At 42.5% G+C, this 26,051-nt stretch carries 27 protein-coding genes; 18 read left to right on the forward strand and 9 right to left on the reverse strand.

Features of this window, described 5'->3' with window-relative positions:
* Positions 1-43: 43 nt before the first annotated feature.
* Entirely contained in the window at positions 44-352 is a 309-nt protein-coding gene (locus tag BJP34_RS25320) for a hypothetical protein (RefSeq protein WP_070394736.1), read from the reverse strand.
* Between the two features lie 243 nt (positions 353-595).
* Here BJP34_RS25320 and BJP34_RS49440 point away from each other — a divergent pair, with 243 nt between their 5' ends.
* Positions 596-718 (forward strand): hypothetical protein, encoded by a 123-nt coding sequence (locus BJP34_RS49440; RefSeq protein ID WP_267876373.1) that lies wholly within the window; start codon positions 596-598, stop codon positions 716-718.
* Positions 719-937: 219 nt separating this feature from the next.
* On the opposite strand, the gene BJP34_RS25325 is transcribed toward BJP34_RS49440, so the two are convergent.
* Entirely contained in the window at positions 938-1,267 is a 330-nt protein-coding gene (locus BJP34_RS25325; RefSeq protein ID WP_070394737.1) for a type II toxin-antitoxin system HicB family antitoxin, read from the reverse strand.
* Positions 1,268-1,398: 131 nt separating this feature from the next.
* On the opposite strand from BJP34_RS25325, the gene BJP34_RS25330 reads away from it, so the two are divergent.
* Positions 1,399-2,013, forward strand: coding sequence for a Uma2 family endonuclease (locus BJP34_RS25330; protein ID WP_070394738.1), 615 nt, complete (start codon positions 1,399-1,401; stop codon positions 2,011-2,013).
* 107 nt (positions 2,014-2,120) lie between these two features.
* Here the strand turns inward: BJP34_RS25330 and BJP34_RS49445 are convergent, their stop codons facing one another.
* From BJP34_RS49445 to BJP34_RS25345, 3 genes are all read right to left on the reverse strand, one after another.
* Positions 2,121-2,252 carry a hypothetical protein gene (locus tag BJP34_RS49445; RefSeq protein ID WP_267876374.1) on the reverse strand — a complete coding sequence of 44 codons (132 nt, stop codon included), beginning with the start codon at positions 2,250-2,252 and terminating at the stop codon, positions 2,121-2,123.
* Positions 2,253-2,464: 212 nt separating this feature from the next.
* Complete coding sequence (locus BJP34_RS25335) at positions 2,465-2,827, reverse strand: hypothetical protein (RefSeq protein ID WP_070394739.1); 363 nt, start codon at positions 2,825-2,827, stop codon at positions 2,465-2,467.
* Between the two features lie 676 nt (positions 2,828-3,503).
* Positions 3,504-4,718 (reverse strand): RNA-guided endonuclease InsQ/TnpB family protein, encoded by a 1,215-nt coding sequence (locus BJP34_RS25345; protein ID WP_070392621.1) that lies wholly within the window; start codon positions 4,716-4,718, stop codon positions 3,504-3,506.
* Between the two features lie 67 nt (positions 4,719-4,785).
* Here BJP34_RS25345 and BJP34_RS25350 point away from each other — a divergent pair, with 67 nt between their 5' ends.
* The 9 genes from BJP34_RS25350 to BJP34_RS25385 all read left to right on the forward strand — a co-directional run bounded on the left by BJP34_RS25350 (position 4,786) and on the right by BJP34_RS25385 (position 12,895).
* Positions 4,786-4,929 (forward strand): plasmid mobilization protein, encoded by a 144-nt coding sequence (locus BJP34_RS25350; RefSeq protein ID WP_070392622.1) that lies wholly within the window; start codon positions 4,786-4,788, stop codon positions 4,927-4,929.
* Between the two features lie 235 nt (positions 4,930-5,164).
* Entirely contained in the window at positions 5,165-5,371 is a 207-nt protein-coding gene (locus BJP34_RS40885; RefSeq protein ID WP_149031171.1) for a hypothetical protein, read from the forward strand.
* Between the two features lie 157 nt (positions 5,372-5,528).
* Positions 5,529-6,101 carry a Uma2 family endonuclease gene (locus BJP34_RS25355; RefSeq protein WP_070394741.1) on the forward strand — a complete coding sequence of 191 codons (573 nt, stop codon included), beginning with the start codon at positions 5,529-5,531 and terminating at the stop codon, positions 6,099-6,101.
* Positions 6,102-6,146: 45 nt separating this feature from the next.
* Positions 6,147-6,428, forward strand: a complete 282-nt coding sequence (locus BJP34_RS25360; protein ID WP_202972023.1) for a hypothetical protein — start codon at positions 6,147-6,149, stop codon at positions 6,426-6,428.
* Between the two features lie 285 nt (positions 6,429-6,713).
* On the forward strand, positions 6,714-7,952 hold the full coding sequence (locus tag BJP34_RS25365; protein WP_070394742.1) for an RNA-guided endonuclease InsQ/TnpB family protein: 1,239 nt from the start codon (positions 6,714-6,716) through the stop codon (positions 7,950-7,952).
* 1,436 nt (positions 7,953-9,388) lie between these two features.
* A complete protein-coding gene (locus tag BJP34_RS25370) occupies positions 9,389-10,786 on the forward strand; it encodes an AAA-like domain-containing protein (RefSeq protein WP_070394743.1) in 1,398 nt (465 codons plus the stop codon).
* Positions 10,787-10,956: 170 nt separating this feature from the next.
* Complete coding sequence (locus BJP34_RS44490; RefSeq protein WP_158517470.1) at positions 10,957-11,109, forward strand: hypothetical protein; 153 nt, start codon at positions 10,957-10,959, stop codon at positions 11,107-11,109.
* A 17-nt stretch (positions 11,110-11,126) separates the two neighbouring features.
* Positions 11,127-11,990 (forward strand): SAM-dependent methyltransferase, encoded by an 864-nt coding sequence (locus BJP34_RS25380; protein ID WP_229424020.1) that lies wholly within the window; start codon positions 11,127-11,129, stop codon positions 11,988-11,990.
* Positions 11,990-12,895, forward strand: coding sequence for a tetratricopeptide repeat protein (locus tag BJP34_RS25385; RefSeq protein ID WP_083305342.1), 906 nt, complete (start codon positions 11,990-11,992; stop codon positions 12,893-12,895). The genes BJP34_RS25380 and BJP34_RS25385 overlap by 1 nt, the downstream gene beginning before the upstream one ends.
* Here the strand turns inward: BJP34_RS25385 and BJP34_RS40895 are convergent.
* Positions 12,850-13,083, reverse strand: a complete 234-nt coding sequence (locus tag BJP34_RS40895) for a hypothetical protein (RefSeq protein WP_149031174.1) — start codon at positions 13,081-13,083, stop codon at positions 12,850-12,852. The genes BJP34_RS25385 and BJP34_RS40895 overlap by 46 nt on opposite strands.
* 79 nt (positions 13,084-13,162) lie before the next feature.
* On the opposite strand from BJP34_RS40895, the gene BJP34_RS25390 reads away from it, so the two are divergent.
* From BJP34_RS25390 to BJP34_RS25400, 3 genes are all read left to right on the forward strand, one after another.
* Positions 13,163-14,596 carry a tetratricopeptide repeat protein gene (locus BJP34_RS25390; protein WP_070394745.1) on the forward strand — a complete coding sequence of 478 codons (1,434 nt, stop codon included), beginning with the start codon at positions 13,163-13,165 and terminating at the stop codon, positions 14,594-14,596.
* A gap of 39 nt (positions 14,597-14,635) precedes the next feature.
* Complete coding sequence (locus tag BJP34_RS25395; RefSeq protein WP_070394746.1) at positions 14,636-14,935, forward strand: hypothetical protein; 300 nt, start codon at positions 14,636-14,638, stop codon at positions 14,933-14,935.
* 409 nt (positions 14,936-15,344) lie between these two features.
* Positions 15,345-21,071: an AAA family ATPase gene (locus BJP34_RS25400; protein ID WP_070396876.1), complete on the forward strand. Its 5,727-nt coding sequence runs from the start codon at positions 15,345-15,347 to the stop codon at positions 21,069-21,071.
* On the opposite strand, the gene BJP34_RS40900 is transcribed toward BJP34_RS25400, so the two are convergent.
* Positions 20,982-21,227, reverse strand: coding sequence for a hypothetical protein (locus BJP34_RS40900; protein ID WP_149031175.1), 246 nt, complete (start codon positions 21,225-21,227; stop codon positions 20,982-20,984). The genes BJP34_RS25400 and BJP34_RS40900 overlap by 90 nt on opposite strands.
* Positions 21,228-21,761: 534 nt before the next feature.
* Positions 21,762-21,938: a hypothetical protein gene (locus tag BJP34_RS44495; RefSeq protein WP_158517471.1), complete on the reverse strand. Its 177-nt coding sequence runs from the start codon at positions 21,936-21,938 to the stop codon at positions 21,762-21,764.
* Positions 21,939-21,993: 55 nt separating this feature from the next.
* On the opposite strand from BJP34_RS44495, the gene BJP34_RS25410 reads away from it, so the two are divergent.
* The 4 genes from BJP34_RS25410 to BJP34_RS40905 all read left to right on the forward strand — a co-directional run bounded on the left by BJP34_RS25410 (position 21,994) and on the right by BJP34_RS40905 (position 23,172).
* The gene (locus BJP34_RS25410; RefSeq protein ID WP_070394748.1) at positions 21,994-22,245 is read left to right on the forward strand and encodes an AbrB/MazE/SpoVT family DNA-binding domain-containing protein; all 252 of its coding nucleotides are present in this window, start codon (positions 21,994-21,996) and stop codon (positions 22,243-22,245) included.
* 165 nt (positions 22,246-22,410) lie between these two features.
* Complete coding sequence (locus BJP34_RS25415) at positions 22,411-22,638, forward strand: hypothetical protein (protein ID WP_070394749.1); 228 nt, start codon at positions 22,411-22,413, stop codon at positions 22,636-22,638.
* Between the two features lie 55 nt (positions 22,639-22,693).
* On the forward strand, positions 22,694-22,951 hold the full coding sequence (locus tag BJP34_RS25420) for a hypothetical protein (RefSeq protein WP_070394750.1): 258 nt from the start codon (positions 22,694-22,696) through the stop codon (positions 22,949-22,951).
* Positions 22,948-23,172 carry a hypothetical protein gene (locus BJP34_RS40905; RefSeq protein WP_149031176.1) on the forward strand — a complete coding sequence of 75 codons (225 nt, stop codon included), beginning with the start codon at positions 22,948-22,950 and terminating at the stop codon, positions 23,170-23,172. Before BJP34_RS25420 ends, BJP34_RS40905 begins: the two co-directional genes overlap by 4 nt.
* Here BJP34_RS40905 and BJP34_RS50105 read toward each other — a convergent pair.
* Positions 23,153-26,047 carry an AAA-like domain-containing protein gene (locus BJP34_RS50105; RefSeq protein WP_083305343.1) on the reverse strand — a complete coding sequence of 965 codons (2,895 nt, stop codon included), beginning with the start codon at positions 26,045-26,047 and terminating at the stop codon, positions 23,153-23,155. The two genes, BJP34_RS40905 and BJP34_RS50105, sit on opposite strands and share 20 nt — an antisense overlap.
* Positions 26,048-26,051 lie beyond the last annotated feature (4 nt).

Raw genomic sequence — 26,051 nt, forward strand, 5'->3', positions numbered from 1 at the left:
AGCTTTTAGCTGACGGCTGACCGCTGACGGCTGAATGCTTACCTTAAAACCAAGTTCTGTATTCATCTAAATAACCGTCGTAGTACAATTCTTCTTCTTCAAGGCAATCTGGAGTATCGACAGTCGTCTCTTGTGTTAAGTCTATTCCGTGGTATTCTTCCTCTAGTTTTTTCATCTCTTCAAACAGACCTTGTTTCTTCAGCTTAGCTCTTTCTGCAACAAATTTGTTCCATTTCTTACACTTTTTCCTAGCTCGTTCTCCTGGGACGTTTTTACAGTTTACCGGCCTATAGTCGCTAGGTTCATAAAACTTATGTCCCCCAGGATGTTTTTTCTTTTTTTTCTTACTCATATTAGTGGATTTTACTTTTTATGGACTTCTAGAAATTTTGGCCGAAAGTCAATTGAGTAAGATTTTATCCCAGATTGTTATAACTCACTAGTTAATCTCTGTATTATTATACCTCATAAGTAGTTACCTATAGGTAATTGCAAGGCTTGGTTTGGCAATTCTTAGCATGTCATTGGCTCTCTCCCTCAAGCACTTTACTTTTCGGCTCTTCCGTACTTGTTATGCTAAATCAACACTTTCTTGATGCAGTCGCTCATGGGGGAAACCCCCAAGACCGCGCTGCATCGCTTGGCAAAGGGAGCAGGGAGCAGGGAGCAGGGAGCAGGGGAAAGAGGCCGTATTCAGAAAATTTTGCTAGTTAAATAGCCAAATAACCCTTGTACCGTAAGCTTTATGAGTTTTTTTAACTGTCGGTTTAGCATAAAAGGTACTGAAGAACCTACTTTTCTAAGGGTAAAGTCAAGGGCGATCGCATAAGCGCGGAAGCTGAGGCCGTAGGCCACGCGGGGCGCGTTCGAGTGACTCGCGATGCGGCTCAATCCACGCGCATCGCTTGTTCTCGATTGCTCTATGATGCTCGAATCCCTAGCTACATAGCTTCAAACTTATGTAACGGTTAAGACTTACTCCAGACTCAGCTGCTTTTATTGCCAATGAACGATGTTGCTCCGGTGGAATTCGTATTTGAAATTTACCGCTATATTTTTTCTCGGCAAGAGGTTGTGGAATAGGTTCTCCAGAGGTTTCCATGTCTTCGAGGACTTCTGCGACTAAATTACTAATGCCTTCTAAAGCAGCTACCAGAGATGTGTCAAGGTGAGATAGACTGGGAAACTCTGCACACAATCCCACAAACTCCTCATCTTCTTTTGACCATTTGATGCTATAAGTATAGTGTTGGTAATTAACTTTCATTACTATCCTCTAACTTCTCAATAGCCTGTAAAACTTGATGAACTTAATAAAGTTTAGCCTTTCCAATCTTTTCGTTTTGAATATTGACACGAGGATTTCCTTACCACCGGGTCTTATAAATAGAGGTCAAGATGATACAAACACCTGCCAGTCCAGAAACCGAAACTCTATTGATTGAGTTGCCTAAGACAATCGGGTTGTACGTCACCCAGGAACAGTTTGCAGCCCTTGCCGCAGCCAACCGCGACTTGAGACTGGAAAGAACGGCACTTGGAGAGTTAATTGTGAACCCACCAACAGGCTGGAAAACTGGAAAGCTAAATTGGAGTATTTCTGGAGAGTTGTATTTTTGGTGGCGTAATGCAGGGGAACCGGGTAAAGCCTTTGACTCTTCTACTGGCTTCATTTTACCTAATAGTGCCACTCGTTCTCCCGATGCCTGTTGGGTGAGCGGAGAACGTTGGCAGGCACTTACTCCAGAACAAAAAGGAACCTTTGCTAATATCTGCCCGGATTTTGTGGTTGAGTTACGGTCTAGCTCAGATCGGGTTCAGTCTCTAGAAGCTAAAATGACGGAGTATATCGACAATGGCGCGAGACTGGGCTGGTTAATCGATCCACAGCAGCGACTGGTGGAAATTTATCGACCGGGTTTGGCGGTGGAAGTGTTGGAGAATCCAACTGAGTTGTCCGGTGAAGAGGTGTTACCGGGTTTTGTGTTGGATTTGGGTCGAGTGTGGGATTGAAAAGACTTCGCGGCAGTTGTCGGGAACAGGGAACAGCGGATCTGGGAACAGTGGACAAGAATTGACGTAAACACTATCAGAAAAATGCTTTTGCAAGAGGCCTAAAACTAAAATGCGATCGCATAAGCGCGGAAGCTGAGGCCGTAGGCCAATCGCACTATAGCACTTCTATTTGAGTCGTAAACAGAATCTCTTCGGGAAAGGCAAGAGGCAACAGACAACAGGCAATAGATAATCAAGTAACGATACAGTGCTTTTTACAATTAATTATGAAACGCACTATCATCTTCAAACTCAATTGAAAAGCGATTGCTTGTTCTCGATTGCTGTATGATGGTGCTATAGGAGAGATGCGGAACCTTCCCACGGAATTATTTGGTGAGAATGTATTGCCTGGATTTAGGTTACGTTTATCCCGGTATTTGTAGGGCGACAGGAATATAGGTTTTGCTCATTGAGCCTCAGCTTCCTTTAGCTTCAAAAATGCCCTAGCTTTGGCGATTCTGACAATATGCTCTAAATATTGATAATGTTGCCAGAGCTGTTCCTCGGCTGGAGTCAAACCCACTGTCCGATTTTTCTCTTTGAGGATAGATAGCTGAGATTGTAAGGCTTCTGAGGGGCGTAGAGCAATAATAGCTGATTCTGTAGGGAGGCTTGCCAAAAATTCCAAGACTTCAGCCATACCGGAAAAACCTTCTTGAGGAATAGCATTAAATTCTCGCAATCCTAAGGCTAGGATTTCAGGTAGCTGATCACAAAAGGGTTGAAGCTGAGTGACTACTTCATCAGGTAGATCAAAGGTAACTTCCATTAGCTTTTCTTTCTAGGATTGTTATGGCGTTACATCCATTTTAGTGATTTAATTAGGAGAAGAAGTCAGCAAAAAAGCGATCGCCTTTCACAAACAGCAGAAGCGATCACTTGTATTTTGCCTCAAGATAATCGATGTAGGACTCTTTGGAATCCTCTGGAGTTAGCTCAACCACACCAAGTAGGCTTTGAGTCCAATTATCAAGACCAGTCATTGGTGTTGAACTTGAGCTATAAGACTTAGATAACAGGGTTTCTTGATGAATGCTTCCCCCACCTGCGTTCTCGTGGTGGGGGTGTCCGTCTTAATTACAAGGTTTTATCCCTCGCGACAGGCGGCATTCTCGCCGAATAGCCAGGACTTTTGCTGGACTATTCCCCCAAGTCGTTTCCGCTATGGGGCTTGTATTATAAACTTTTACCTAGAGTCTGACGTATATAAACCGACTACAAAGGATTTACAGGTCTGTTTTCCCTGGCGTTGAGAGGTCGTGCCTCTAGGTTGCTCAGAATCTTGTTCTGTCCTTTGCCGTACCGCTCAAGCTAAATTAACTATAACACAATTTGCCGTTCTCAGACCCCCACCTGCGTTCTCGTGGTGGGGGAATGCGTCACTCATCTTGTTCAATTGAGGCCAAAAGGGACTGGAGTGACATACTCCCACACTGAATCAAAGATTACAGTGTGGGCTTCTTACCAACACCAGGTATCCCTTCGGTTACTCGGTAAGCTTTACTTGTGACGGGATGCCCCACCGCCAAATTCAATATATTGATCGCCGCATTTACATCTCTGTCAGCTACATAACCACAATGAGGACAAGAGTGGATGCGGTCTTTTAGTTTCTTCGGTACTCTTTTCCCGCAGTTAGAACAGTTCTGGCTTGTATTTCTGGGATTTACTGCTTTTGTTACCAGTCCAGCATTTTCGGCTTTGACTGACAATATAGACAGAAATTGTCCCCATCCAGCGTCTAACACAGATTTAGCTAGTTTAGTTTTAGCTAGACCTTTAATATTTAGCTTTTCATGGGCAACTAGATCGTGATTGTCTAGTAACTCCTTGGCGGTCTTGAAATGAAAGTCTTTCCTTGTATCCGCTACTTTCTTGTGTGCCTTCCCTAGTCTGTTAACAGCCTTTTTCCTGTTAATACTCCCTTTCTTCGATCTACTGACAGATTGTTGGATTTTCTTTAGACGCTTTTGAGCTTTCCGATAGTACTGAGGGATAGGGACTTCTGAACCATCCGACTTCACCAGGAAAGACTTGAGACCCATGTCTATCCCGACAGGGTTAATTACACCATCTACTGGAATAATGTCGGGTACAGTATCATCTTGGATCGACAGCGTAACATAATACCCATCTGCTTTACGGGTTATAGTAGCTGTCTTGATCTTAAAACCTTCTGGAATGGGTCTGTGATAAATCATTTTGACTTTCCCGAATTTTGGAAGAGTCAAAATATTTCCTTGTATTGGATTTTTGGAAAGCGAAGGGAATGTAAACGATTTATATCTGTTTTTTCCCTTAAATCGAGGTCTCCCACTTTTCTTTCCGTTGCTGTCACCCTTAAGAAATCGTTTAAAGGCAAGATCAACTCTCTTTACGCAATCTTGTAAAACTTGAGATTGAACAACTCCGTACCAAGGTCTATCCTTCTTTAGTTGAGGTAGAGTCTTTTTCTGGGAAAAATAGTCGGGATTATTTCGTAAATCCGGCAAATAACAAACAAGAGGACAAGAGTTAATAGAGCAGCGATTTTGTTCATACCAGTTAAACCTGTCCGCCAGTAAGTAGTTATATTGACATCGGAGCATGTCCAGCCATCTTTCTACTTCCGTTTCTTGCGACTTAGTCAATCTTAGCCGGTATTGATAGGCTGCTCTCATTGTTGCTGTCCTCTGTTTTTCGACCTATCATTAATAGATAACACAACCAGCCAAATGGCAAGTCAAAATGAAAACTATAAAAATGACAATCCGTTTAACCGAATACGAAAAGAAAAAATTAGCACAAGAGGCAGAGAAGAGAGGAATGAACCAATCTGAGGTACTTAGAAGTTTAATAGCTCGCTTTCCCGATCCCAAGGACTCTGTGTAAAATTCATCCCACACCTATGCTACGCATCAGGATGTGGGGCTTCTTTTACCGGCCAGCTAAACGCCAGCGTACGCTTATTGGTAATTGCAATGCTTGGTTTTGCAATTCTTGCCATGTCATTGGCTTTCTTCCTCAAGAACTTCCTATTCTAATTGTAGAGTATGGGCCAATTGGAGTGATGTAATCCCTGCCTCGCACATCCCCAGGTAAAGGGCAGCTTTTAAGGCAGTCTGAATTGGCACCTGGACTAAATAATCTCCGCCTGCGACCCGGTGAGGGCTTGGGGATGTCGAGTTGGTCATCAATTCTCGAGTGCGATCGCATAAGCGCGGAAGCTGAGGCCGTAGGCCACGCTACGCGAACGCTTCATCGCGTAGCGGCTCAATGGGCGCGCATCCCTTGTTCTCGATTCCTGTATGATGGTGCTATAGGAGAGACTTGACCACTATAGCGTTTCGTGTAGGAGAGGTAAACCTAGGAAGTCTTTTTTTCTTGTCCAATAAAACTCCGGATATCTTTCCCCTCTTGCCTCTTGCCTATTGCCTTTTGCCTATTTATGATGCAATACGTGTCTTTACAACCCAGATAAAAACGCGCTTATGACTCCTTTGGCATTAAATTTAGACACCATTGAGCTGACAGACGAACAGTTCTATCAGCTATGTCAGAATAACCGCGAGTTACAGTTTGAACGAACGGCCAAGGGAGAATTAATTATCATGCCACCTGTTGGCGGTGAGAGCGGCAATCGAGAAGCAGATTTAATTATCGATTTGGGAATTTGGAATCGGCAAACTGGTCTCGGTTATACCTTCAGTTCTTCCACTGTATTTAAGTTGCCCAATGGCGCAAATCGTTCTCCTGATTGCGCTTGGATTCGAAGGGAACGTTGGGAAGCCCTTACCCCAGAACAAAGACGCAAGTTTCCCCCGATTGTACCGGATTTTGTGATTGAGTTAAGGTCAGCAACGGATGATTTGGAAATGCTGCGTTCTAAGATGGGGGAATATAGGGATGTAGGGGTAAAGTTGGGATGGTTGATTAATCCCCAACAGCAGCAAGTGGAAATTTATTGTCAAGGGCAAGAGGTAGCGGTGCGAAACCTTCCCACGGAATTATTTGGTGAGAATGTATTGCCTGGATTTAGGTTGCGTTTATCCCGGTATTTGTAGAAAGATTATTGCTTCTCGGATACGGGCAAGCCATCAACGAGAAGTATGACCTATCATCCTGCTATTTTGGTGGATACAGGCTTGTTGGTGGCTTTCTATGATTCAGCCGATCAACATCATGGTCAAGTGGTTGAGTTTTTTAGCAGTTGTACCAGTCGGTTAGTTACAACGGTAAATTGTGTTACAGAAGTGGTATGGTTGCATGGGTTTGATTGGCGAGTGCAGAATGAATTTCTGACTCATCTGGCGAATAACATCTATGAGTGTGAGTCCCTCTTACTGCAAGACTTTGCCCGTTTTGACCTGGATTACCCGATCACCATGTGATAGTACTTCTGCTTTTAGCTGCCCGGTAGAAGAAGCCCCACGTCCGAACTGAAAGTCGGCGTGGGATGAATTCTACACAGAGTCTTTCGGTAAAGGGAAGCGAGCTATCAAGCTTCTAAGTAACTCAGAATAAGTCATTCCTCTCCTGTCTGCCTCTTATTGTAATTGTCTTTTTTCAAATTCAGTAACTCTGACTACTAGTTTTTGATTTTTAATTTTATGGATTTACACCTGTCACTACATTTGCTATCCTAATAATAGGTCGAAAAACAAAAGGTTGCAACAATGAGAGCAGCATATCAATACCGATTAAGATTAACCAAATCACAGGAGGCGGAGGTAGAAAGATGGTTGGATATGCTCCGACATCAGTACAACTACTTACTTGCTGACCGATTCAACTGGTATGAACATAATCGCTGCTCCATTAATTCTTGTCCTCTTGTTTGTCATTTGCCGGACTTACGGAACAATCCTGACTATTTTTCTCAGAAGAAAACTCTTCCTAAACTAAAGAAAGATAGACCATGGTATGGCGTAGTACAATCCCAAGTGCTTCAGGACTGCGTTAAAAGAGTTGACTTAGCTTTCAAGAGGTTCTTAAAAGGTGACAGTAAAGGTAGAAAGAGTGGAAGACCTAGGTTTAAGAGTAAAAACAGGTACAAGTCCTTCACCTTCCCTTCTTTGTCTAAGAGTCCTATAAATGGCAATATCTTGACTCTTCCTAAATTTGGGAAAGTCAAAATGATTTATCATCGACCTATTCCAGAAGGCTTTAAAGTCAAGACAGCAACTATAACTCGGAAGGCTGACGGGTACTACGTCACGCTATCCATTCAAGATGACACTGTCCCGGACGTCATCCCAGTCAACAGTGTTAAAAATCCCATCGGGATAGACATGGGTCTAAAGTCTTTTCTGGTAAAGTCTGATGGATCTGAAGTACCGATTCCTCAATATTATCGAAAGGCTCAAAAGCGGTTGAAAAAGATCCAAAAAGCTGTTAGCCGCTCCAAAAAAGGTAGTAACAACAGAAAAAAGGCTGTCACTAAACTAGGGAAAGCACACAAGAAAGTAGCTGACACCCGAAAAGATTTTCACTTTAAGACCGCTAGGAGTTTACTAATCAATCACGACTTGGTTGCTCATGAGAAACTGAACATCAAAGGTTTAGCTAGGACTAAACTAGCTAAATCCTTGCTAGACGCTGGATGGGGTCAATTTCTGTGTATATTATCAAGCAAAGCCGTTCGCGTAGCGTGGCCTACGGCCTTAAATGCTGGCTTGGTCACAGTTGCAGTAAATCCCCGAAACACCAGTCAAAATTGCTCCAATTGTGGAACAAAAGTTCCCAAGAAATTAAAAGACCGCATCCATTCCTGTCCTTCCTGCGGTTATACCGAGGATCGTGATGTAAATGCGGCGATCAATATATTGAAGTTGGCGGTGGGGCATCCCGTCGGAAATAAAGCTTACCGAGTATCCGAACCAGTAGGTGGAGTTGGTAAGAAGCCCACACTGTAATCTACGATTCAGTGTGGGAGTATGTCACTCTCTTAATCTCATAAAACTCATGTAAAAATTCATGTAAAAACTCATGTAAAAATTCATGTAAAAACTCATCTCTAGAGTTTTTATATAGGTTGTAAACAAAAATATTGCTCAAAAAGTCAAGATGCAATCGACAAAACGCAATAGGGGAAAGAGATTCAAAGTTTTATTGTCCAATCCAAAAAGACCCTATACGTTTACATCTCAAATAGAAACCCTATATAAAGTGGAAAGTCGGGAGTCAACAGAAGCGGTAAATGGCGAGAATTATCCCTATCTACCCATTTTCCGCTTCTAAAAATCTGACTAAATCGCGTTTATACAAACAAAATCAATGGCTGTGAAGCGCAAAAACCACTAGTTTGCCTATTATCTGCTATTATCTGCTATTATCTGCTATTATCACACTCCCCTGTCAGGGATTCCCAGTAAGACAACTAGTTAACAATATTTAATAGTCACCTGGAAATTATATATGGTAAGCTCACTTAGGGTCAGGATAATAAATCAAAGGAGGAAATTTTGCCTTGAATGCCTGCCATATCGTTAAGCTCCCTACTCGCAAGAAACGGGAAATATGCCCGTTCCACCGAGAGGAGTAACATTATCCCTTTAATCGACTGGTAGCTGACCAGCCTTAGTTATTTGAACTAGCTGATCGCTAAGAGTTGAAATTCTTAAATCTTGGTGCATTTCCGGATTTAAGGAGTCGCGCAAAAATAAATTACCTATTACAGGTTAATTTCGACAAAGATTTTATAACGCCATTCCTTAATTAGCAAGAGTTACACCTCTCAATTAGTATGCATAAATGGGAGAGTTATTACTGCGCGAATCCTAATTGGAATTAAACTAATACAGTAGTAAAGCTGCTAAATCAAGGGTAAATCTCTAGTCGTAAATAAATAGTTATGGGTATTATTGAGCCCCACCAAGACTCATTCCCAAGACTAGGTATTGTATGAAATTACTAGTTATTAATAGTTGTTTTCTATGGTTAACTGCTGGTTAACTGGGGTGCCATTGCCCAGTGTTCAGCTCTAAAATTGGTGGCTCATTTAGAGGATATCTGAAAAGTTTTTTGATACTGAATTTTGCCCCCCTAGCCCCCCAATTCTGGGGGGAACAAGAATCAATTTGCGGCTAAAAGTCCCCCGAGCGAGGGATTGCTCGCTCGGGGGACCAACGGGGGCTTTGATGTAGCAAATGAGACTTCTCAGACAACCTCTTAGGGTAAACCCATATAATTGGCTGATTCCTATATACCTATAGTGTTTTTTAAATTCAATAAACACTATAGCTTTTAGTTCCCAAAAGGGGACGGTAAGACTGCCATCGCTCGTTTCGGTGTGTCACGTTTGCTCGAGCACTTAAAAGGTGCTTGTTGATCAATTTCGGTGACATTTTAAATGAACCTCGATACTATCCTGGAAATTGTTGACCGTCAACTAACAGAGAACCAAAATCGACCCCTGACTTCCACGGAAGTTATGATGCTGCGTGGGGTTTGGCAGTATAGAACTTATAACCAAATTGCCCTCAAAGCAGATTATAGTCCAGGGTACCTTTCTAATGTCGTTGCTCCAGATTTGTATCAGCGACTTTCGGAGGTGATTGGCCAGCGGGTAAGCAAGAAAAACTGTCGGGTGCTGCTGGAGTCTTATGCCACCGCCCAAGCAGACCAAGAGACAAAACCTTTGACGCAAGATCTGGTCAAGCAATATCTGGCGGAAAATCCCGCCAATGAAACCCATGAGATACTACCAAGCTACCCTAGTGGCTCAGTCCCTCTCGACTCTCCGTTTTACCTAGAACGCTCTTCCCTTGAGGAGCAAGTTTATCAAGAAATCAAGAAACCGGGAGCGTTAATCAGGATTAAAGCTCCCAGAGAAATGGGCAAAACTTCACTGCTGCTCAGGATTCTTGACCATGGCAACCGCCTGGGCTACCATACTGTCAGCTTGAACCTAGAGCAAGTCGAGCAGGGAATTTTGAGCAATTTGAATCAATTTTTGCGCTGGCTGTGTGCCAACATTGCTCACCAGCTTCAGCGTAAACCGATGCTAGATGAGTATTGGGATGAAGACCTGGGCAGTAAGATTAGCTGCACCCTCTACTTCCAAGACTATCTACTAGAGTTAATTGATACTCCCCTAATCTTGGCATTGGATGAGGTCAGCCAGATTTTCGAGCATCCCCAAGTCGCGAAGGATTTTTTACCTCTGTTGCGTTCTTGGTACGAAGAAGGGAAAAGACTGCCCATCTGGCAAAAGCTTCGCCTGGTAGTGGTTCACTCCACGGAAATTTACGTTCCTCTGGAGCTTAACCAGTCTCCTTTCAATGTGGGGCTGCCGGTTCAGTTAAACAAATTCAGCCAGGAGGAGGTGCAGCAGTTAGCTCAACGCTACGGACTCGACTGGATAGGTCCGGAAGAAGCTAGACAATTAATGGTAATGCTGGGGGGACATCCGGCACTGGTAAACTTAACGCTCTATCATCTTAGTCGCAAGGAGATAACTCTTTCCCAACTGCTAGCAAGTGCTCCCACTGCCACCGGAATTTATGCTAATCACTTGCAGCGTCATTGGGCAACATTGGCAAAACAGCCGGAATTAGCACAAGCTCTTGATACGGTTCTCAAGGCCACTGAACCTGTGCCCTTAGACCCCATCCTAACTCACAAGTTAAGCAGTATGGGGTTGATTAAACTTTCAGGTGCTCAAGCGATCGCAGCTTGTGAATTGTATCGGCAGTTTTTTATTAAAAAGGGAGAACAACAGTTTATGTACACAGCATCTTTCTTGTAGTCTAATCATTGATTTAGGGACTTCGGAGCAGGGACTGAGGCCGTAGGCCACGCTACGCGAACGGAGCAGGGAAGAAAATTTGATGTATCTCAGTTATTCGAGAAACCCTAGATCAGTTTTTAATGCTCCTTTCACGATTCAATGTTTTGTTTATAGCGTTTCTAGGACTCATGAGGTACACATTATTTTTTCCCTCTTCCCTCTTCCCTTTTCCCTTTTCCCATATCCGCTGCTCCCTGCTCCCTGCTCCCTGCTCCCTTTTCCCATATCCGCTGCTCCCTGCTCCCTGCTCCCTGCTCCCTAAAAACATGTACCTCACCTAATTTAAAACCGCTCTATTGTGTCTGTTACTCTGATGATGAAAAACTCCGATTCTAAGCTGAAGAGTAAATTGAATTTGGAAACTGGCTCCTTAACTATTGTTGGTACGGGGATTCAATTGGTAAGTCATCTGACTTTGGGGGCGAAAGCCTGGATAGAACAAGCGGACAAGGTTTTATATGCGTTGGCTGACCCAGTAACGGCTAAATGGCTCAAAGAATTGAATGCCACAGCAGAAGCTTTGCCATATAACCGGAACAATCAATGGCGCAGAGATACTTATCAAGAAATGACCGAAAGGATATTGACAGACGTTCGTAAGGGGCTGAATGTCTGTGCTGTTTTTTACGGTCATCCTGGGGTTTTTGCCAATCCAGTGCAGGCAGCTATTAAACAGGCACATCGTGAAGGCTTCACAGCACAGATGCTACCTGGGATTTCTGCGGAAGATTGCTTATTTGCTGACCTTGGTCTGGATCCTGGTCGAAACGGGTGTCAAAGTTTTGAAGCAACGGACTTTTTGATTCGACGGCGTAAATTTGACCCCACTAGCCCCTTGATTTTGTGGCAGATTGCCATGGTTGGCAATCTCGGTTTTTACAAACCGGAGGAACAGTTTCGTCCTCTAACTATATTGACTGAGGTCTTAAAAACACATTATGGAGGTGACCATGAAGTGATTGTTTACGAAGCAGCTGTTTATTATCCAGTTTGCCAACCAGTTATCCAGCGTATTCCTCTGTCCAAGCTACCACAGAGCAGTGTTACTGAGGTTTCAACCCTTTATATTCCGCCTCAAGGGTTAGCACCTGTGGACAAAGACATGATGGCGCGCTTAGGTATGTCTTTTGTTCAAGAAGCTACAGGGGAGAAACAGATCTGATGACTTATCAACAAACTATGTCTGACCTCAAGTTAGCGATCGCACAGAACCCTGAGAAAGCTAAAGCTCTAGCTCAGGAAGGTGAGGCGGATCGGCTGATGGGAGATTTTGAAGCTGCCCTCGCTAAGTTCACCGATGCCCTTGAGCTAAATTCTAACTACCCTTGGGCTCTCGCTCACCGTGGGGAAACCTACTATGAAATGAAACGTTATCAGGAAGCCCGAACAGATTTTAGCCGCGCTATTGATCTCAACCCTAACTACCTTTGGGCCCTCGCTCACCGGGGCGTAACCTACCGCTTTATGGGGGAAGCATATTACACAATGGCAGTGGCTGACTTGGATCGAGCCATTGAGCTGAAGCCGGATTACCTTTGGGCAATTGCCTATCGTGCCCGAGTTTATGAGCTGATGAAGTGCTACAAGAAAGCCCTGATTGATTTTGACCGAGCGATCGCCTTTGACAAAACCATATTTGTGAAAAATTGGCGGATTGAACGGGGGTTACTACTCAACTATGCCAATAGATATGCTGAAGCGATCGCTTGTTCCCAGCAGAGGTTAGAGGAAGTTCCTGATGACACTACAGCTTTGTACTGTATTGCAGTAGCGAAGGCTCGTTGGCAAGGATTGACCCAGGCCAAAAGCGAGATTGAGCGTACGCGGACAGTATTGCTGTCTCAATGGGACACAGGGGATCGAGGAGATATTCTGTACCGACTGAGCGCCTTAGCCATCTTGGTAGGTAACTGCGAACAAGCATGGGAATATCTACAAGACGCTATTCCTATTAATGATGAAGCCATTGAGTTAGTCGGTCACGACCCAGCTTGGATGGAGTGGCGAGATCACCCGAGAACTCAGGCATTACTCGCTATAGGAAAGGGAGTAGGGAGTAGGGAGTAGGGAGTAGGGAATATGGCATCAACAATTATCACAATTCCTACAGGGATTGCTATATAGCCTTTCTCAATGAGATGTAAACCTGTATGATATTTTTGGACAATAAAACTCCGGACCTCTTTCCCCTCTTGCCTTTTGCCTCTTGCCTTTTGCCTTTTACAGCAAGAAGTGTGTTTACAACCCAGATCCAAACGCTATAGTTAAGGGTTTGAAACAACAAACCTCAATCAATTAAGTTTCTAATAACAGTCAAGGAGGAATTTGATCCAGATGGATAATAACACTTGGGCTCTTGCTCAAAAAGCAGAAACTCTTCGCTTGTCAGGGGCCTATGAACAGGCGATTGAGATTTTTAAAGAGCTCCAACGTAAGGATAAGACAGACAATGCTTGGCTCAATGCCCACCTAGGAACAATTTACTACGAGTTGATGGATTATGGTCAGGCCGAAGAGTACTTGAAAAAAGCCGTCGAAAAGAATGATAACTATCTCTGGGCTCATGCACATCTAGGTGAAACCTACCGTCTACGAGCAATTACAGAAAATGATAAAAAGCAGAAAAATAAATCTATTAAATCAGCTATAAAACATTTTGAAAAAGCCCTTGCTCATCAAGCACCAGAAAACAGCAACTATGGGTGGGCATTAGCTCACTTGGGAGCAACCTACCGCCTTAAAATAACTCTGGATAAGAAGAAATTAGCCAAGAATGAGATAGATGAACAAAGTAAACAACAAGCTTTGAATTATCTTGACAGAGCGATTGAACTTATGCCCACATATGCCTGGGCTTGGGGTATGCGATCGACAGTTCACAGATTAGCTCAAGAATACCAGGAGTCATTGTGGGATTTGGGAGTAGAAACACAAATATCTCCAGACATGGAGACTTTACAAAACTCTTATTATCCTGTTTCAAGCTTAGTAAGCAGGAGGGTAAGTCTTTATGAACATGCATTTCTGTTTTTTTATTTAACGAAGAGAGAAGATAACTCAGAAAAGAAAGAAAGATACTATAGTGGAGCGATCGCTTGTACGCAACAAATCTTGATCCTGAAGCCAGGTGATTTGATAGGTCAACTCATTCTCAAGGTAATTGAAGGTACACAAAAGAAGGAAGAAGATAAACTTAATCAGAAATTTAGAAAAGAATGCAAAATACTTATTCAAAAAATAGATGCCAAGCTTGCTGAGATATGTAAAGCAGTATTGATATACATGATAAAGGCTGATCCTAAAACCAAGAATAAGTTGGAGATGCTGGCGAAGGAAGAATGTATGTCAGGACATAAATTAAAGAAGCTTGTTGATGATGTCCTCAAGAAGTTTACCAAAAATATTGAACCCAAAAATATTGAACCCAAAAATATTGAACCCAACAATCCTGATATCAACAATCCTAAGCTCAACAATCCTAAGATTAAAGCAGAGGCACAATTATGGCTGTGGCAAAACTTTGCATGGGTCGAAGGATCTGCCAGTGGTCTTTCCTTCCTTGCTGATTTAAGTGAAGTTCTGCGATATTTTGATCAACACTGTGATGATATAACTGGTGAACCATTGCCTTATCGAGTGCTTGCCTTGATAATCTATGATCAATACGCACTGGAAAGGCTTTATCAAACTCCAGTATTGTTAGAAAAAGAACGGGTAGAAACATTTAAGAAATTGTTGCAGTGGATAAAATCACGACGATTAGCTTAGATTCTTGATTCGTGACGATAAAAATTAGGAGGATATCTGATGAGTAAACTATTTGATTTATTAACCGATTTGGCCCTTGACCCCAACAAACAAAGTGTTTTCATCAATAACCCCAGTTCCGTAATGGACAAGGTGGGTTTATCTGAAGCAGAGCAGACGGCGATGATCAGCAAAGAAGCTGCTAAAATTGCAGCGTTATTTGCAGAGCAACAAGTTCCCCTTGCCCTTACTTTTATGGATCCCGGTCCCGATCCCTTGCCAGATCCAGACCCTTTTCCTATGCCAGATCCAGACCCTTCTCCATCAGAAGAAGAAGAAGAAGCTGCATTGCTTTTGTAAAGGTGCCCATTCCACCCACCGGGTCAAACAGCTTTTAGGAGATGCACCCCACTTAACCGTTAGGTTAGGTGGGGTATTTGACTTTACAGCTGTGTTCAGATGAATCGACTTCACTACCTTTAGCTGCAATCCCTCGCTTGGGGGGCTAGGGCGTTTTTTCTTGCCTCGGAGATCCCCCATTATCCCCCTTAAAAAAGGGGGACTTTGAGTATGGCTCCCCCCTTTTTTAAGGGGGGCTGGGGGGGATCATAATCTTGCGGAAAACTTTGAAAACACGCCCTAGGGGGGCGAAAATTGCTGTAAATCACTCATAACTTTGTACAATTGGGCAAATGGATTATTATTTGATCAGCTCAAACCACAACCAGTGCGGTTTTTTATCATAAAAACTCCTTTAAAGGAGGTAAGTATGCGCGATTTATCAGGTTACCAAGTTACGGAAAAACTCCATGAGAGCACCAACTCCCTGGTCTATCGCGGACATCGGCGAGCAGATGACCAACCTGTTATCCTTAAAATGCTCAAACAGGCTTATCCTTCCCCTGAAAGCATTGCTTGGTTCAAGCGAGAGTATGAAACAACCCAAACTATTAACCTACCCGGTGTAATCGATGTTTACAGCTGGGAAAACCTAGAAACTAACTGGGTAATGGTGTTAGAAGATTTTGGGGGCGAATCTCTCAATCGGATCATTCCGAAGCAGGAATTCACCATTGCTGAGTTTCTCCACCTGGCCATTGAGATTGTTGACATTCTCGGTCAGGTTCACCAGCAGCATATTATTCACAAAGATATTAACCCATCAAATATTATCTTAAATCAGAATACTGGTAGGCTTAAGCTAATTGATTTTGGCATTTCAACCACACTGTCCCGAGAAATCTCAACTTTTCGCAATCCGAATGTATTAGAAGGAACCCTAGCTTATATCTCCCCAGAACAAACGGGTCGCATGAATCGAGCCATCGATTACCGCACTGATTTTTACTCCCTGGGGGTGACCTTTTATGAATTGCTGACGGGACAGTTACCCTTCCCCAGCAATGATGTTTTGGAATTAGTCCATTGTCATATTGCTAAACAACCGACACCACCACAGGAACTAAAACCAGAGATTCCAGCAATTCTTTCAGCGCTCTTGTTCAAATTGATGGCGAAAAATGCTGAAGAACGCTATCTATCAGCCTATCGGATCAAGGCAGATTTAGAAGAATGTCTCAGACAGTGGCAAACCAAAGGGCAAATTGATGCTTTCGTGATCGATCAGCACAATGTTTCCGATCAATTTCAAATACCACAAAAACTGTATGGACGAGAACAGGAGATTTCTACCCTATTAGCTGCTTTTGATCGAGTCAGCCAAGGAGCTAGTGAAATCATGCTGGTTTCGGGGTATTCTGGTATTGGGAAGTCCGTATTAATACAGGAGGTATATAAGCCACTGACTCGCCAACATGGCTATTTTATTTCTGGTAAGTTTGACCAGTTTAAACGAGATATTCCCTACGCTTCCTTAATTCAGGCATTTCGGTCATTAGTACAACAGTTACTCACAGAAAGTGAGGCAGAGATTAACAATTGGCGAGAGAAGCTGCAAAGGGAATTAGGGAAAAATGGACAGGTAATCATTGAAGTTATTCCTGAAGTAGAACTGATTATTGGTCCACAACCACCTCTTCCAGAGCTTCCGCCAACAGAACTGCAGAATCGCTTTAATTTTGTTTTTAAAAAATTTATTAAGATATTCTCTCAACCCGAACATCCGTTAGTCATTTTCTTAGACGACTTACAGTGGGCAGATAGAGCTTCCCTGGAATTAATTCAACTGCTGATGACAGCAGCAGATAATAAATATCTGTTTCTAATTGGGGCATATCGGGATAATGAAGTAAACGACGTACATCCGCTGACTCAAAGTTTGGAACAGCTTGAAAAAGCCAGGGTAATAATTAAGAGAATACTACTTCCCCCCTTAGCCTTAACTGATGTTACCCAACTTATCCTTGATACCTTTTTCGGAGATTCAATAACTGCTAAATCCCTTGCAAAATTAATACAGGAAAAAACTGGTGGAAATCCGTTTTTCATCAATGAGTTCTTAAAATCTCTGTATTCTGAATGTTGGTTGTATTTTAACTATCCTTCTCAGAAATGGGAGTGGGATATAGAGCAAATAAAAGCGCAACCCCTTACAGATAATGTGGTGGAGTTGATGACTAAAAAAGTTAAAAACTTACCCACACAAACTCAAGCATTATTAAAATTAGCAGCTTGCATAGGGAACCAGTTTGATCTGAAAACACTGGCAGTGATATATGAAAAATCTATAGGGGAAACTGCAACTGATTTACGGTCAGCACTCCAATCTGGTCTAATTGTGCCACTTAGCTATGCCTACCAGTTGGTGGAACTTGATATCGAAGGGTTGTCAAATCAGTTAATTGTAGAATACAAATTTGCCCACGACCGCATCCAACAAGCAGTTTACTCCCTCATTCCCAAAGCAGATACCCAAGCAGTACATCTGGGGGTTGGCAAGTTGTTACTGCAAAATACATCCTCTGAAGAATCTGAACAGAAGCTGTTTGAGATTGTTAACCAGTTGAACAAAGGTCGGGAGCTAATTGAGCAACAAACAGAGCGAGATGAGTTAGCTCGATTAAATCTGCGGGCAGGGAAAAAAGCCAAATCTTCAGCTGCTCATCAACTTGGTTTCAATTATCTCCAGACCGGCTTAAGTTTGTTAGGTAACCAGAGTTGGTCGCAGCAGTATCACCTCAGCTTAGATTTGTATGTGGAGGCAGCAGAAGCAGCTTATACAATTGCCAACTACGATGAAATGGAGCCCTTGACTGAGATAGTCTTACAAAAAGCCCAAACACTGCTAGACAAAGTCAAAGTCTATGAAGTCAAAATCCAAGCCTATTGTGCTCAAATAAAATTTATAGAAGCAATCAAAACTGGGCTAGACGTTCTGAAATTACTTGGGATCGAATTACCCGAACAATCCAGCCAATCTGATCTGACGGGAGAGATAGAGCAGATCAAGTCTGCCTTGGGGGGCAGGCAAGCCCAGCAGCTAATGGACTTACCCCAAATGACCGATCCCCATAAACTAGCAGCTATGCGGGTTATGAGCTACTTGTTGAGCTCTGCCTACATAGCAATGAATCAACTCAGCTTGGTAATTTGGTGCCGACAGGTGAATTTATCGATTCAGTATGGTAATTCCCCTGATTCCCCTTTTCCCTATGCAGGTTACGGGCATATCCTCTGCTTAAGAGGGGAGCTTGAGGCTGGCTATCAGTTTGGTCAACTGGCTTTGAAGTTACTAGAACGATTCAAAGATAAAAAATTCAAAGCAAGAATTTATGCAATATATAAGCTATATCTCAAGCATTGGAAAGAACCGCTCAGGGAGACATCATCTGTTTCCATGGAAGCTTATCAAAGTGCTATAGAAACTGGAGATCTTGAATTTGCTGTTAGTGTCATGGGTACCTATGCCTGCGCTTTGTACCTAAGCGGCATTGAGCTGACGGATGCTAAGAAAGAGACGGCGAAAGCAATTGCAGCTAGTATTCAAACTCAGCAGGAAGCTTACCTTCATTGGAATCAAACCTATCTGCAGGCTATCCTTAACTTGATGGGACAAGCCGACAATCCCTGCCGTTTGATTGGTGAAGTATACGATGAAGAAAAGATGATACCAGTCCATCTTGCCAGTGGAGATCAAACTGGGATGATGCATGTGTATTTACATAAACTCACTCTGTGTTATCTTTTCCAGGAATTTCAGCAAGCTGTTGAATATGCCGACCAGTTTGAAGACTATGCTGCCAATGCTGGCTCATCATTCTTCCTTACCACTGCCTACTTCTATGATGCCTTGGCTCGACTAGCATTTTATCCTGATGCTTCAGAGACTGAAAGAGCAGAAATTTTGACCAATGTTGCTGCTAAACAAGAAAAAATGGAACTCTGGGCAAAGCAAGCTCCGATGAATTTTCTACACAAATTTTATCTAGTCGAAGCTGAACGATCTCGAGTTTTAGGCAAAGATAGCGAAGCTAGAGACTATTACGACCGCGCTATTACTTTAGCCCATAAAAACGACTATCTCAACGACGAAGCCCTAGCTTATGAACTCGCAGGCAAATTCTATTTAGCCAGAAACCAAAACCACGTTGCTCGCCACTACCTACAAGATGCCCACTATACTTATCAAGGCTGGGGAGCTGTGGCTAAGGTAAAGGATTTGGAAGCTCGATACCCACAATTTTTAGCTACAGTTTCAACAAATAGTATTAAAACTAGCTTAAATCCGTCAATTACCGACTCAGGTAAAACTACATCCGGTGTTTTGGATATCAATAGCATTCTCAAAGCATCGCAAACTATTTCTGGGGAAATTATCCCAGACAAGTTGCTGGAAAAGTTAATGAAAATCCTGATTGAGAATGCTGGGGCTCAAAAAGGTTTTCTGATACTCGATAAAGACGATAACTGGGTAATTGAAGCTGAAGGAACAGTGGATTCTGATCAGGTGACTACACTGCAATCCCTGCCAGTAGACTCTGTGGATGCTGCTAGTCAAACCCCGGTCTTGTCAGTCTCTATCATCAATTATGTGGCTCGCACCCAGGAAAATTTAGTCTTAAGTGATGCGGCTAATCAAGGACAATTTACTCGTGACCCCTACATTGTTGCCACTCAACCCAAATCGATTATCTGTAGTCCTTTGTTAAATCAAGGTAAACTAAGCGGTATTTTATATTTAGAAAATAATTTAACCACAGACGCATTTACCAGCGATCGCATTGAAGTTTTAAGAATGCTTTCTGCTCAAGCTGCTATCTCTATTGAAAATGCTCGTCTGTATGGACAGTTAGAAGACTATAACCGAAATCTAGAGCTTAAAGTAGAAGAGCGCACTCAAGAACTATCTCAAACTTTGGACGTTCTCAAAGCCACTCAAGCGGAACTAATATTTGAAAACGAGTTACTCAAAAGTGACGAACAAGCGTCGAATTTTGATTATCAAGTGGGGGGAAGTTTACCGATGGATGCTCCCACGTATGTGGTGCGTTCTGCTGACAGAACTCTCTATAAAGCTTTAAAGCAAGGGGAGTTTTGTTATATTCTCAATCCCCGCCAGATGGGCAAGTCAAGCCTGATGGTACGTATGATTAACCACCTCAACAATGAGGGGATTAGCTGCGCGGCGATCGACTTGACTCGGATTGGCAGCGAAAATGTTACCCCTGACCAATGGTATAAGGGATTGGCAGTAGAGCTATGGCGAAGTTTTGGTTTACTAAGAAAGGTGAATTTAAAAAAGTGGTGGAATGAACGAGCAGATATTTCTACGGTTCAGCGGTTGAGTCAATTTATTGAAGAAGTCTTGCTGGGTGAGGTTGATCAACCAGATAACAGTTTACCCAATAAACGGGTAGTTTTTATCGATGAAGTTGATAGCGTCTTGGGCTTGAATTTTCCAGTTAATGACTTTTTTGCTCTGATTCGCTCTTGCTATAATCAGCGTACTATCAATCGAGACTATGGCAATTTAACGTTTGCTCTGTTTGGGGTTGCTACCCCCTCTGGCTTAATTACGGACCACCAAAGAACTCCTTTTAATATTGGTCAGGCGATTCAACTGGAGGGTTTTAAAGAGCATGAAGCCCAACCTTTGCTTCAAGGATTAGCAGAGAAAGTCAGCAATCCTCAAACACTGCTCAAAGAACTGTTAGGATGGACGAGTGGTCAGCCTTTTTTGACCCAAAAGATCTGTCAATTCATCCGCAGTACTTCATCTGCTATCCCTATCAACGACGAAGCTGAATGGATTGAAAATTTGGTGCGAACCAAGGTGATAGAGAATTGGGAATCCCAGGATGAACCGGAGCATTTGAGAACTATACGCGATCGCATCCTGGAGAGTCAGCAATCTGTTGGGCTATTGGAGATATATCGACAAATTGTGGAGCAGGGAGAAGTGGTGGCTGTTGACAGTCCAGAGGAAAAGGAATTGCTGTTGTCTGGGTTAGTGGTGAAGCAACAGGGATGTCTGAGAGTCAATAACCGGATTTATGAATCGATTTTTGACCGCAGTTGGGTTGAGGAGCATGTCTAACTGGGATCTTGGACTTTCAATTAAAATAGTAAAGGGAATAGGGAGTAGGGAGTAGGGAGTAGGGAGTAGGGAGTAGGGAATAGGGAGTAGGGAGTAGGGAGTAGGGAGTAGGGAGTAGGGAGTAGGGAGTAGGGAGTAGGGAACTAAAATTATCAAAATTGATTTAGGATTGGTAAAGCTCTAAAATTTAGGAGTCTCAAGTCAGGAGTGACTAGGTGTAGGTGGGGTTTAAGGAAACTGAAACCTAATCAATCAAGGTAACAGAAGACAGAAAAGATGTTGGGTTTGGTTGCCTTAAGCCAAGGTACAAGAGAATCCGTTCGCGTAGCGGCTCCATTCGCGTAGCGTGGCCCAAAGGCCAAGGAGCATATCACTTATTGTTACTGCATACAGTCTTGTTGATAATGCTCACCACATGGTATAGTAGTAGAAATAAACTGTAAACTATTGATAATTTAATTTTGATAAAAAACCTGGCTATTTGGTGAGTTCAGAACTTGCTGTGAAAAGTCAGAAGGTCTAGAAAATTGTAAGATTGAAATAAGGCAACAGTACCATGGAGTAAAACGTGATGTTGAATGTCAGTCTGGATCAAGAGGCAGAACAGTATTTAGTTGAAATTTTAAGTCAGGAAAAAACAACTAGCAGTGAGTTGATCAAAAAATTGCTGCGGGATTATCGCCAAAATTTTCAATCCCAAAAATCGGTTTTAGAACGAATGGGAGGAATGCCTAAACATTTGCTATCGGTGGGTAATCTATCTGATCGGGACACTCGTAGAGCAAAGGGAACAGGGAACAGGGAACAGGGAATAGGGAGTAGGGAGTAGGGAGTAGGGAGTAGGAAACAGGGGACAAAAATTATCACAATTGATTTAGGATTGCTATAAAATAGGAATTATCCATCAAAAGTAATTAAGCTGATGAAAGCTGCCATTGTACGTATTGGAGATTCCCAAGGAATTAGAATTCCTAAAGCAATTATTGAAGAATGTGGTTTAGCCAATGTAGTTGAAATAACAGTAGAAGATGGAAAGGTGATCATTTCGCCAGTATCCCACTCTCGTCAAGGATGGGAAGAAGCGTTTAAAGAAATGGCAGAAAATGGTGATGATGAATTATTAATTGATGATCGGATTAAAAATTATTGGGATGAAGAGGATTGGAAATGGTAGCGATTCCCAAGCCAAAAGATAGTGTTGGGTTTCCTTGCTTCAACCCAACCGAGAAGAGAATGCGATCGCGTAGCGACTCCAACTTCGATCTTCGATTCGGCGCAAGCGTGTAAGTATTCAATCCGATAGAATTGAATCGACCGACCAAAGCTCTCTGTTAAGCCAATGACAACTTCCCTTGAAGAATCCCTCAACACCGTCAGTCAACTCCCTCCTGAACAGCAGGCTATGCTGGTTGAAATCATCCAAAACCGTCTGATCGAATCCCGTCGTAAAGAAATTGCTCAGGATGCCAAAGAATCGATTGCTACATTTCAACAGGGCAAGTTACGACCTCAGTCAGCAGAGACTGTAATTTCTCAATTACAAAAGGCTCTTGAAGAAAACCCATAAGGTCTAGAAAATTGTAAGATTGAAATAAGGCAACAGTACCATGGAGTAAAACGTGATGTTGAATGTCAGTCTGGATCAAGAGGCAGAACAGTATTTAGTTGAAATTTTAAGTCAGGAAAAAACAACTAGCAGTGAGTTGATCAAAAAATTGCTGCGGGATTATCGCCAAAATTTTCAATCCCAAAAATCGGTTTTAGAACGAATGGGAGGAGTGCCTAAACATTTGCTATCGGTGGGAAATCTATCTGATCGGGATACTCGTAGAGAGATTATTGCTTCTCGGATACGGGCAAGCCATCAACGAGAAGTATGACCTATCATCCTGCTATTTTGAACGAGTCTTTCGCCCTTCTTCTAATATTTAGCGTTCGCGTAGCGTGGCCTACGGCCAATCGCTTTTTTAAAAACCTTGTCGCTTCTGTGAGCTACAAAAGAATTTTTCCTACTCCCTACTCCCTACTCCCTACTCCCTACTCCCTCTCCTATTCCTTACCAATTATCCTCCATCCAAGGTTTAACTACTTCTTGCTTTGAATTCCTCTGCTTCTCTTAACACAGGATTAATATCAAACCAGCGCTCACCCTGATAGTGATATTCTAAGACTAACCAGCTCCTAAGTAGGATTTGATACTCTTCCTTTACTCTTACATTTTTATGTTTTGCCACCTGGGTCAATAACGCCCACTCATCATCAGTAATCGCTCGAATTAATTCATTACCTCTTTGCTTAATCACGTTTTCCAAACACGTTCGGGATAAAGGTGGCTCTTCTTGCCGAAGACAATTGCGGAGAAGTACTAGCAAGTTGCGTACATGACCACCACTAATTGCACACAGTCGATCCAGAGTTGCAGGACTATCAAAAACTGCTGAGATTGTGTTAAGCCTTTCCTCTGGAGGAAGGTTAGGAAATGCTCTTGCTAAAATCACTTGTCGCATTAGTGCCATTCCTTCATGACATTCCCTACCATCTCGTAGTCTTACTGGAAGCATCGATAAAACTTCGGGATCTGTTCCAAAGTAATTTCTGAGCTTTTCAAACTCTTTTGAGAAGGTTAATGCCAATGGCATGGTATAAACTACATGGCAATTTAGCTGCTTCAACTGCTCTGCTCGATCGATAAACAGATACTCTTGTTGATTACGCCCTGTAGGCATTAGCCTATCCATCACTCGGTCAAGATTATCAACAATTACCACTAGCCCTTCCTTTCCCCTTCGTTTTAAGTCTTCTATCCCAGGCTGTATTAGATCAATATTGATGGCTTCGATCAGACTACTTAGACGTGGCTCTAGATACTCTATTAGCAGACTGCGAAAATTACGACTATTTTTAGCTTGATCAGTGATTTTACCAATACCAATAGGTAAAGTAAAAGCAGCCCATGTTTCACCTCCTAAAGCTATTTCTTTTTGCAGAATATCAAAAGCTTCTGAAATAATTTTTCTAAATAATCCTCCCGGTTTTATGTTAATACCGGCTTGCTCCAAGTCCTCACTAATGTGACGGGCAATACATAACAATATATCAGTCACAGCAACATCTGCCATGTCAATATCTTGACTAGACTCAAAGTAAACGGTATGAAATCCTTGTTCTTCCAGTTCCGCCTTAAGTCTCAACAATTCTGTAGTTTTGCCGCAGCCAATATGACCTGTAAAAAGTTGACAGGTTGGTTCATCTGGTGAAAGGCGAGTAATCGTCCGCAGCAAACTCTTAAACTGGTTGCCACGCACCGAAGAAAAATCTATATAGTATCTCTGCTCCTCAGGATTCCCTACGTTAATTGTTTTTGAAGGATTTAAAACTCTGAAAAATTTGCTAAAATCTAAACCTGGCAGATGTAATCTTTCTTGATAGGTTTCAATTTCTTGTAGTTTCTCCTGAGCTAACCCATTGTCAGGTTGAATTATCAATATTGATGCGAACTGCTCCTTGGCCAGTTCAAACTTTCGTTGAGTCATTAAATCTAGGCCGTAACCTTGGAGCGATCGCACATAGTCTTCTTCTACACGATTTGAATCAATCTGATAGGCTCGTTTGTAAAGCGCCACTGCTTTACTAAAATCTCGGGTTTCCAAATATCCCTCAGCTAGTTCAAACAGAGCCTTGAAGTAGTTGGGATTGATTGACAACGCTTGCTCATAAAGGGGAATTGCATTTTTCAACAACTTGTAGCCCTGTAAATCAGTAGCTGATTGGTAGACGCTATCGGCTGCTGGTTCAAGCTTTTCCAATTCCCAAATCTCTCGTTGGAGAGGATGTTGCTTGACTAACCAACGACGTACCAATTCAATTTTCACCCGATAGCTATCAGCAGTGTCTGATAATAAATTTAATCCTTGTGCAAAATCCAAAAAATCCCATTCAAGCAGTTGGCTCTCCGCCTGTATTAATGACTTGGTTTCAACAACCCCATACTGTTTCAGAATCACCAATGGTTCTTGGATAAACTGATCGTCTCTTAAATCAGCTCTTTTCTGGGCTTCTGCCACTGCTGAAAATATTACCCGTTCCGGGATTGGCAGCCCTTCTCGAAACCAGCCCAATCCTCCCCCACCAAGTTCAATGGCCTGATCCACAACTGCTTCAACATCTCCAGGAGTAATCTGCTGCTTCTGTTCAGTTCTGGCTCGTACAAACAGTGCATAACAAAGCAATTGAGTGAAATAGGGATGCCCTGCGGACAAGTCAATAATTGCTTGAATTGAATCCTGGCTATAGACTAACGACCCTTTGGCTGGCTCAGTAATCAATTTTTCCGTATCTTGGAGACTAAGTAAGGCAATTTTATAGGTTGGTGCTCTTCTGAATAAGCTCAGTAGCTTTGTTAGATCATCTGGCTGACGCCCTATCACTGGGATGATCACCAGTTGCTCATGTTGACTTAACAGAGATTGTAAATAAGGAAAAAAGGTTTGAACTGAAGAAGTTGGATCATAGTTATTTAAGACATCAAACTCGTCCAACATTAGTACTATAGTCTTTTCCTCTAAACCCTGATAAATTTCAGGCAAAAAATTCTGGGATAAGATACTGGGATTGCTTGCTAAATCTGCTTCAGTTGGTAGTTTACCATAGTCCAAGTCTAGCTTAAGGTGATTGATAAGGTGATTGATAATTGTCTCAGCCAGGAGATACAATACATTGCTGAGGGCTAAGTGCCCTTTGTCTTGAAGATCAAAATAAATGAAGACAAATTGCTCCGATTGAACAAGGTTGGGAATCTGTAAAAGAACCGATGATTTACCAATCCGTCTTTGACCATGCAACAGGATAACCCTTTCACCCTGGTTTAAATTATCCTCGACAAATTGGATCAAGGTTTCCCTGCCAAAGAAGGACTTTGGATCAGAGATAGCTGATCCAACAATATAAGGATTTCTCCGAACTGTTGCTGTGGTCATATCA

The organism is Moorena producens PAL-8-15-08-1, assembly GCF_001767235.1.
GTDB classification, from domain to species: Bacteria; Cyanobacteriota; Cyanobacteriia; order Cyanobacteriales; family Coleofasciculaceae; genus Moorena; species Moorena producens_A.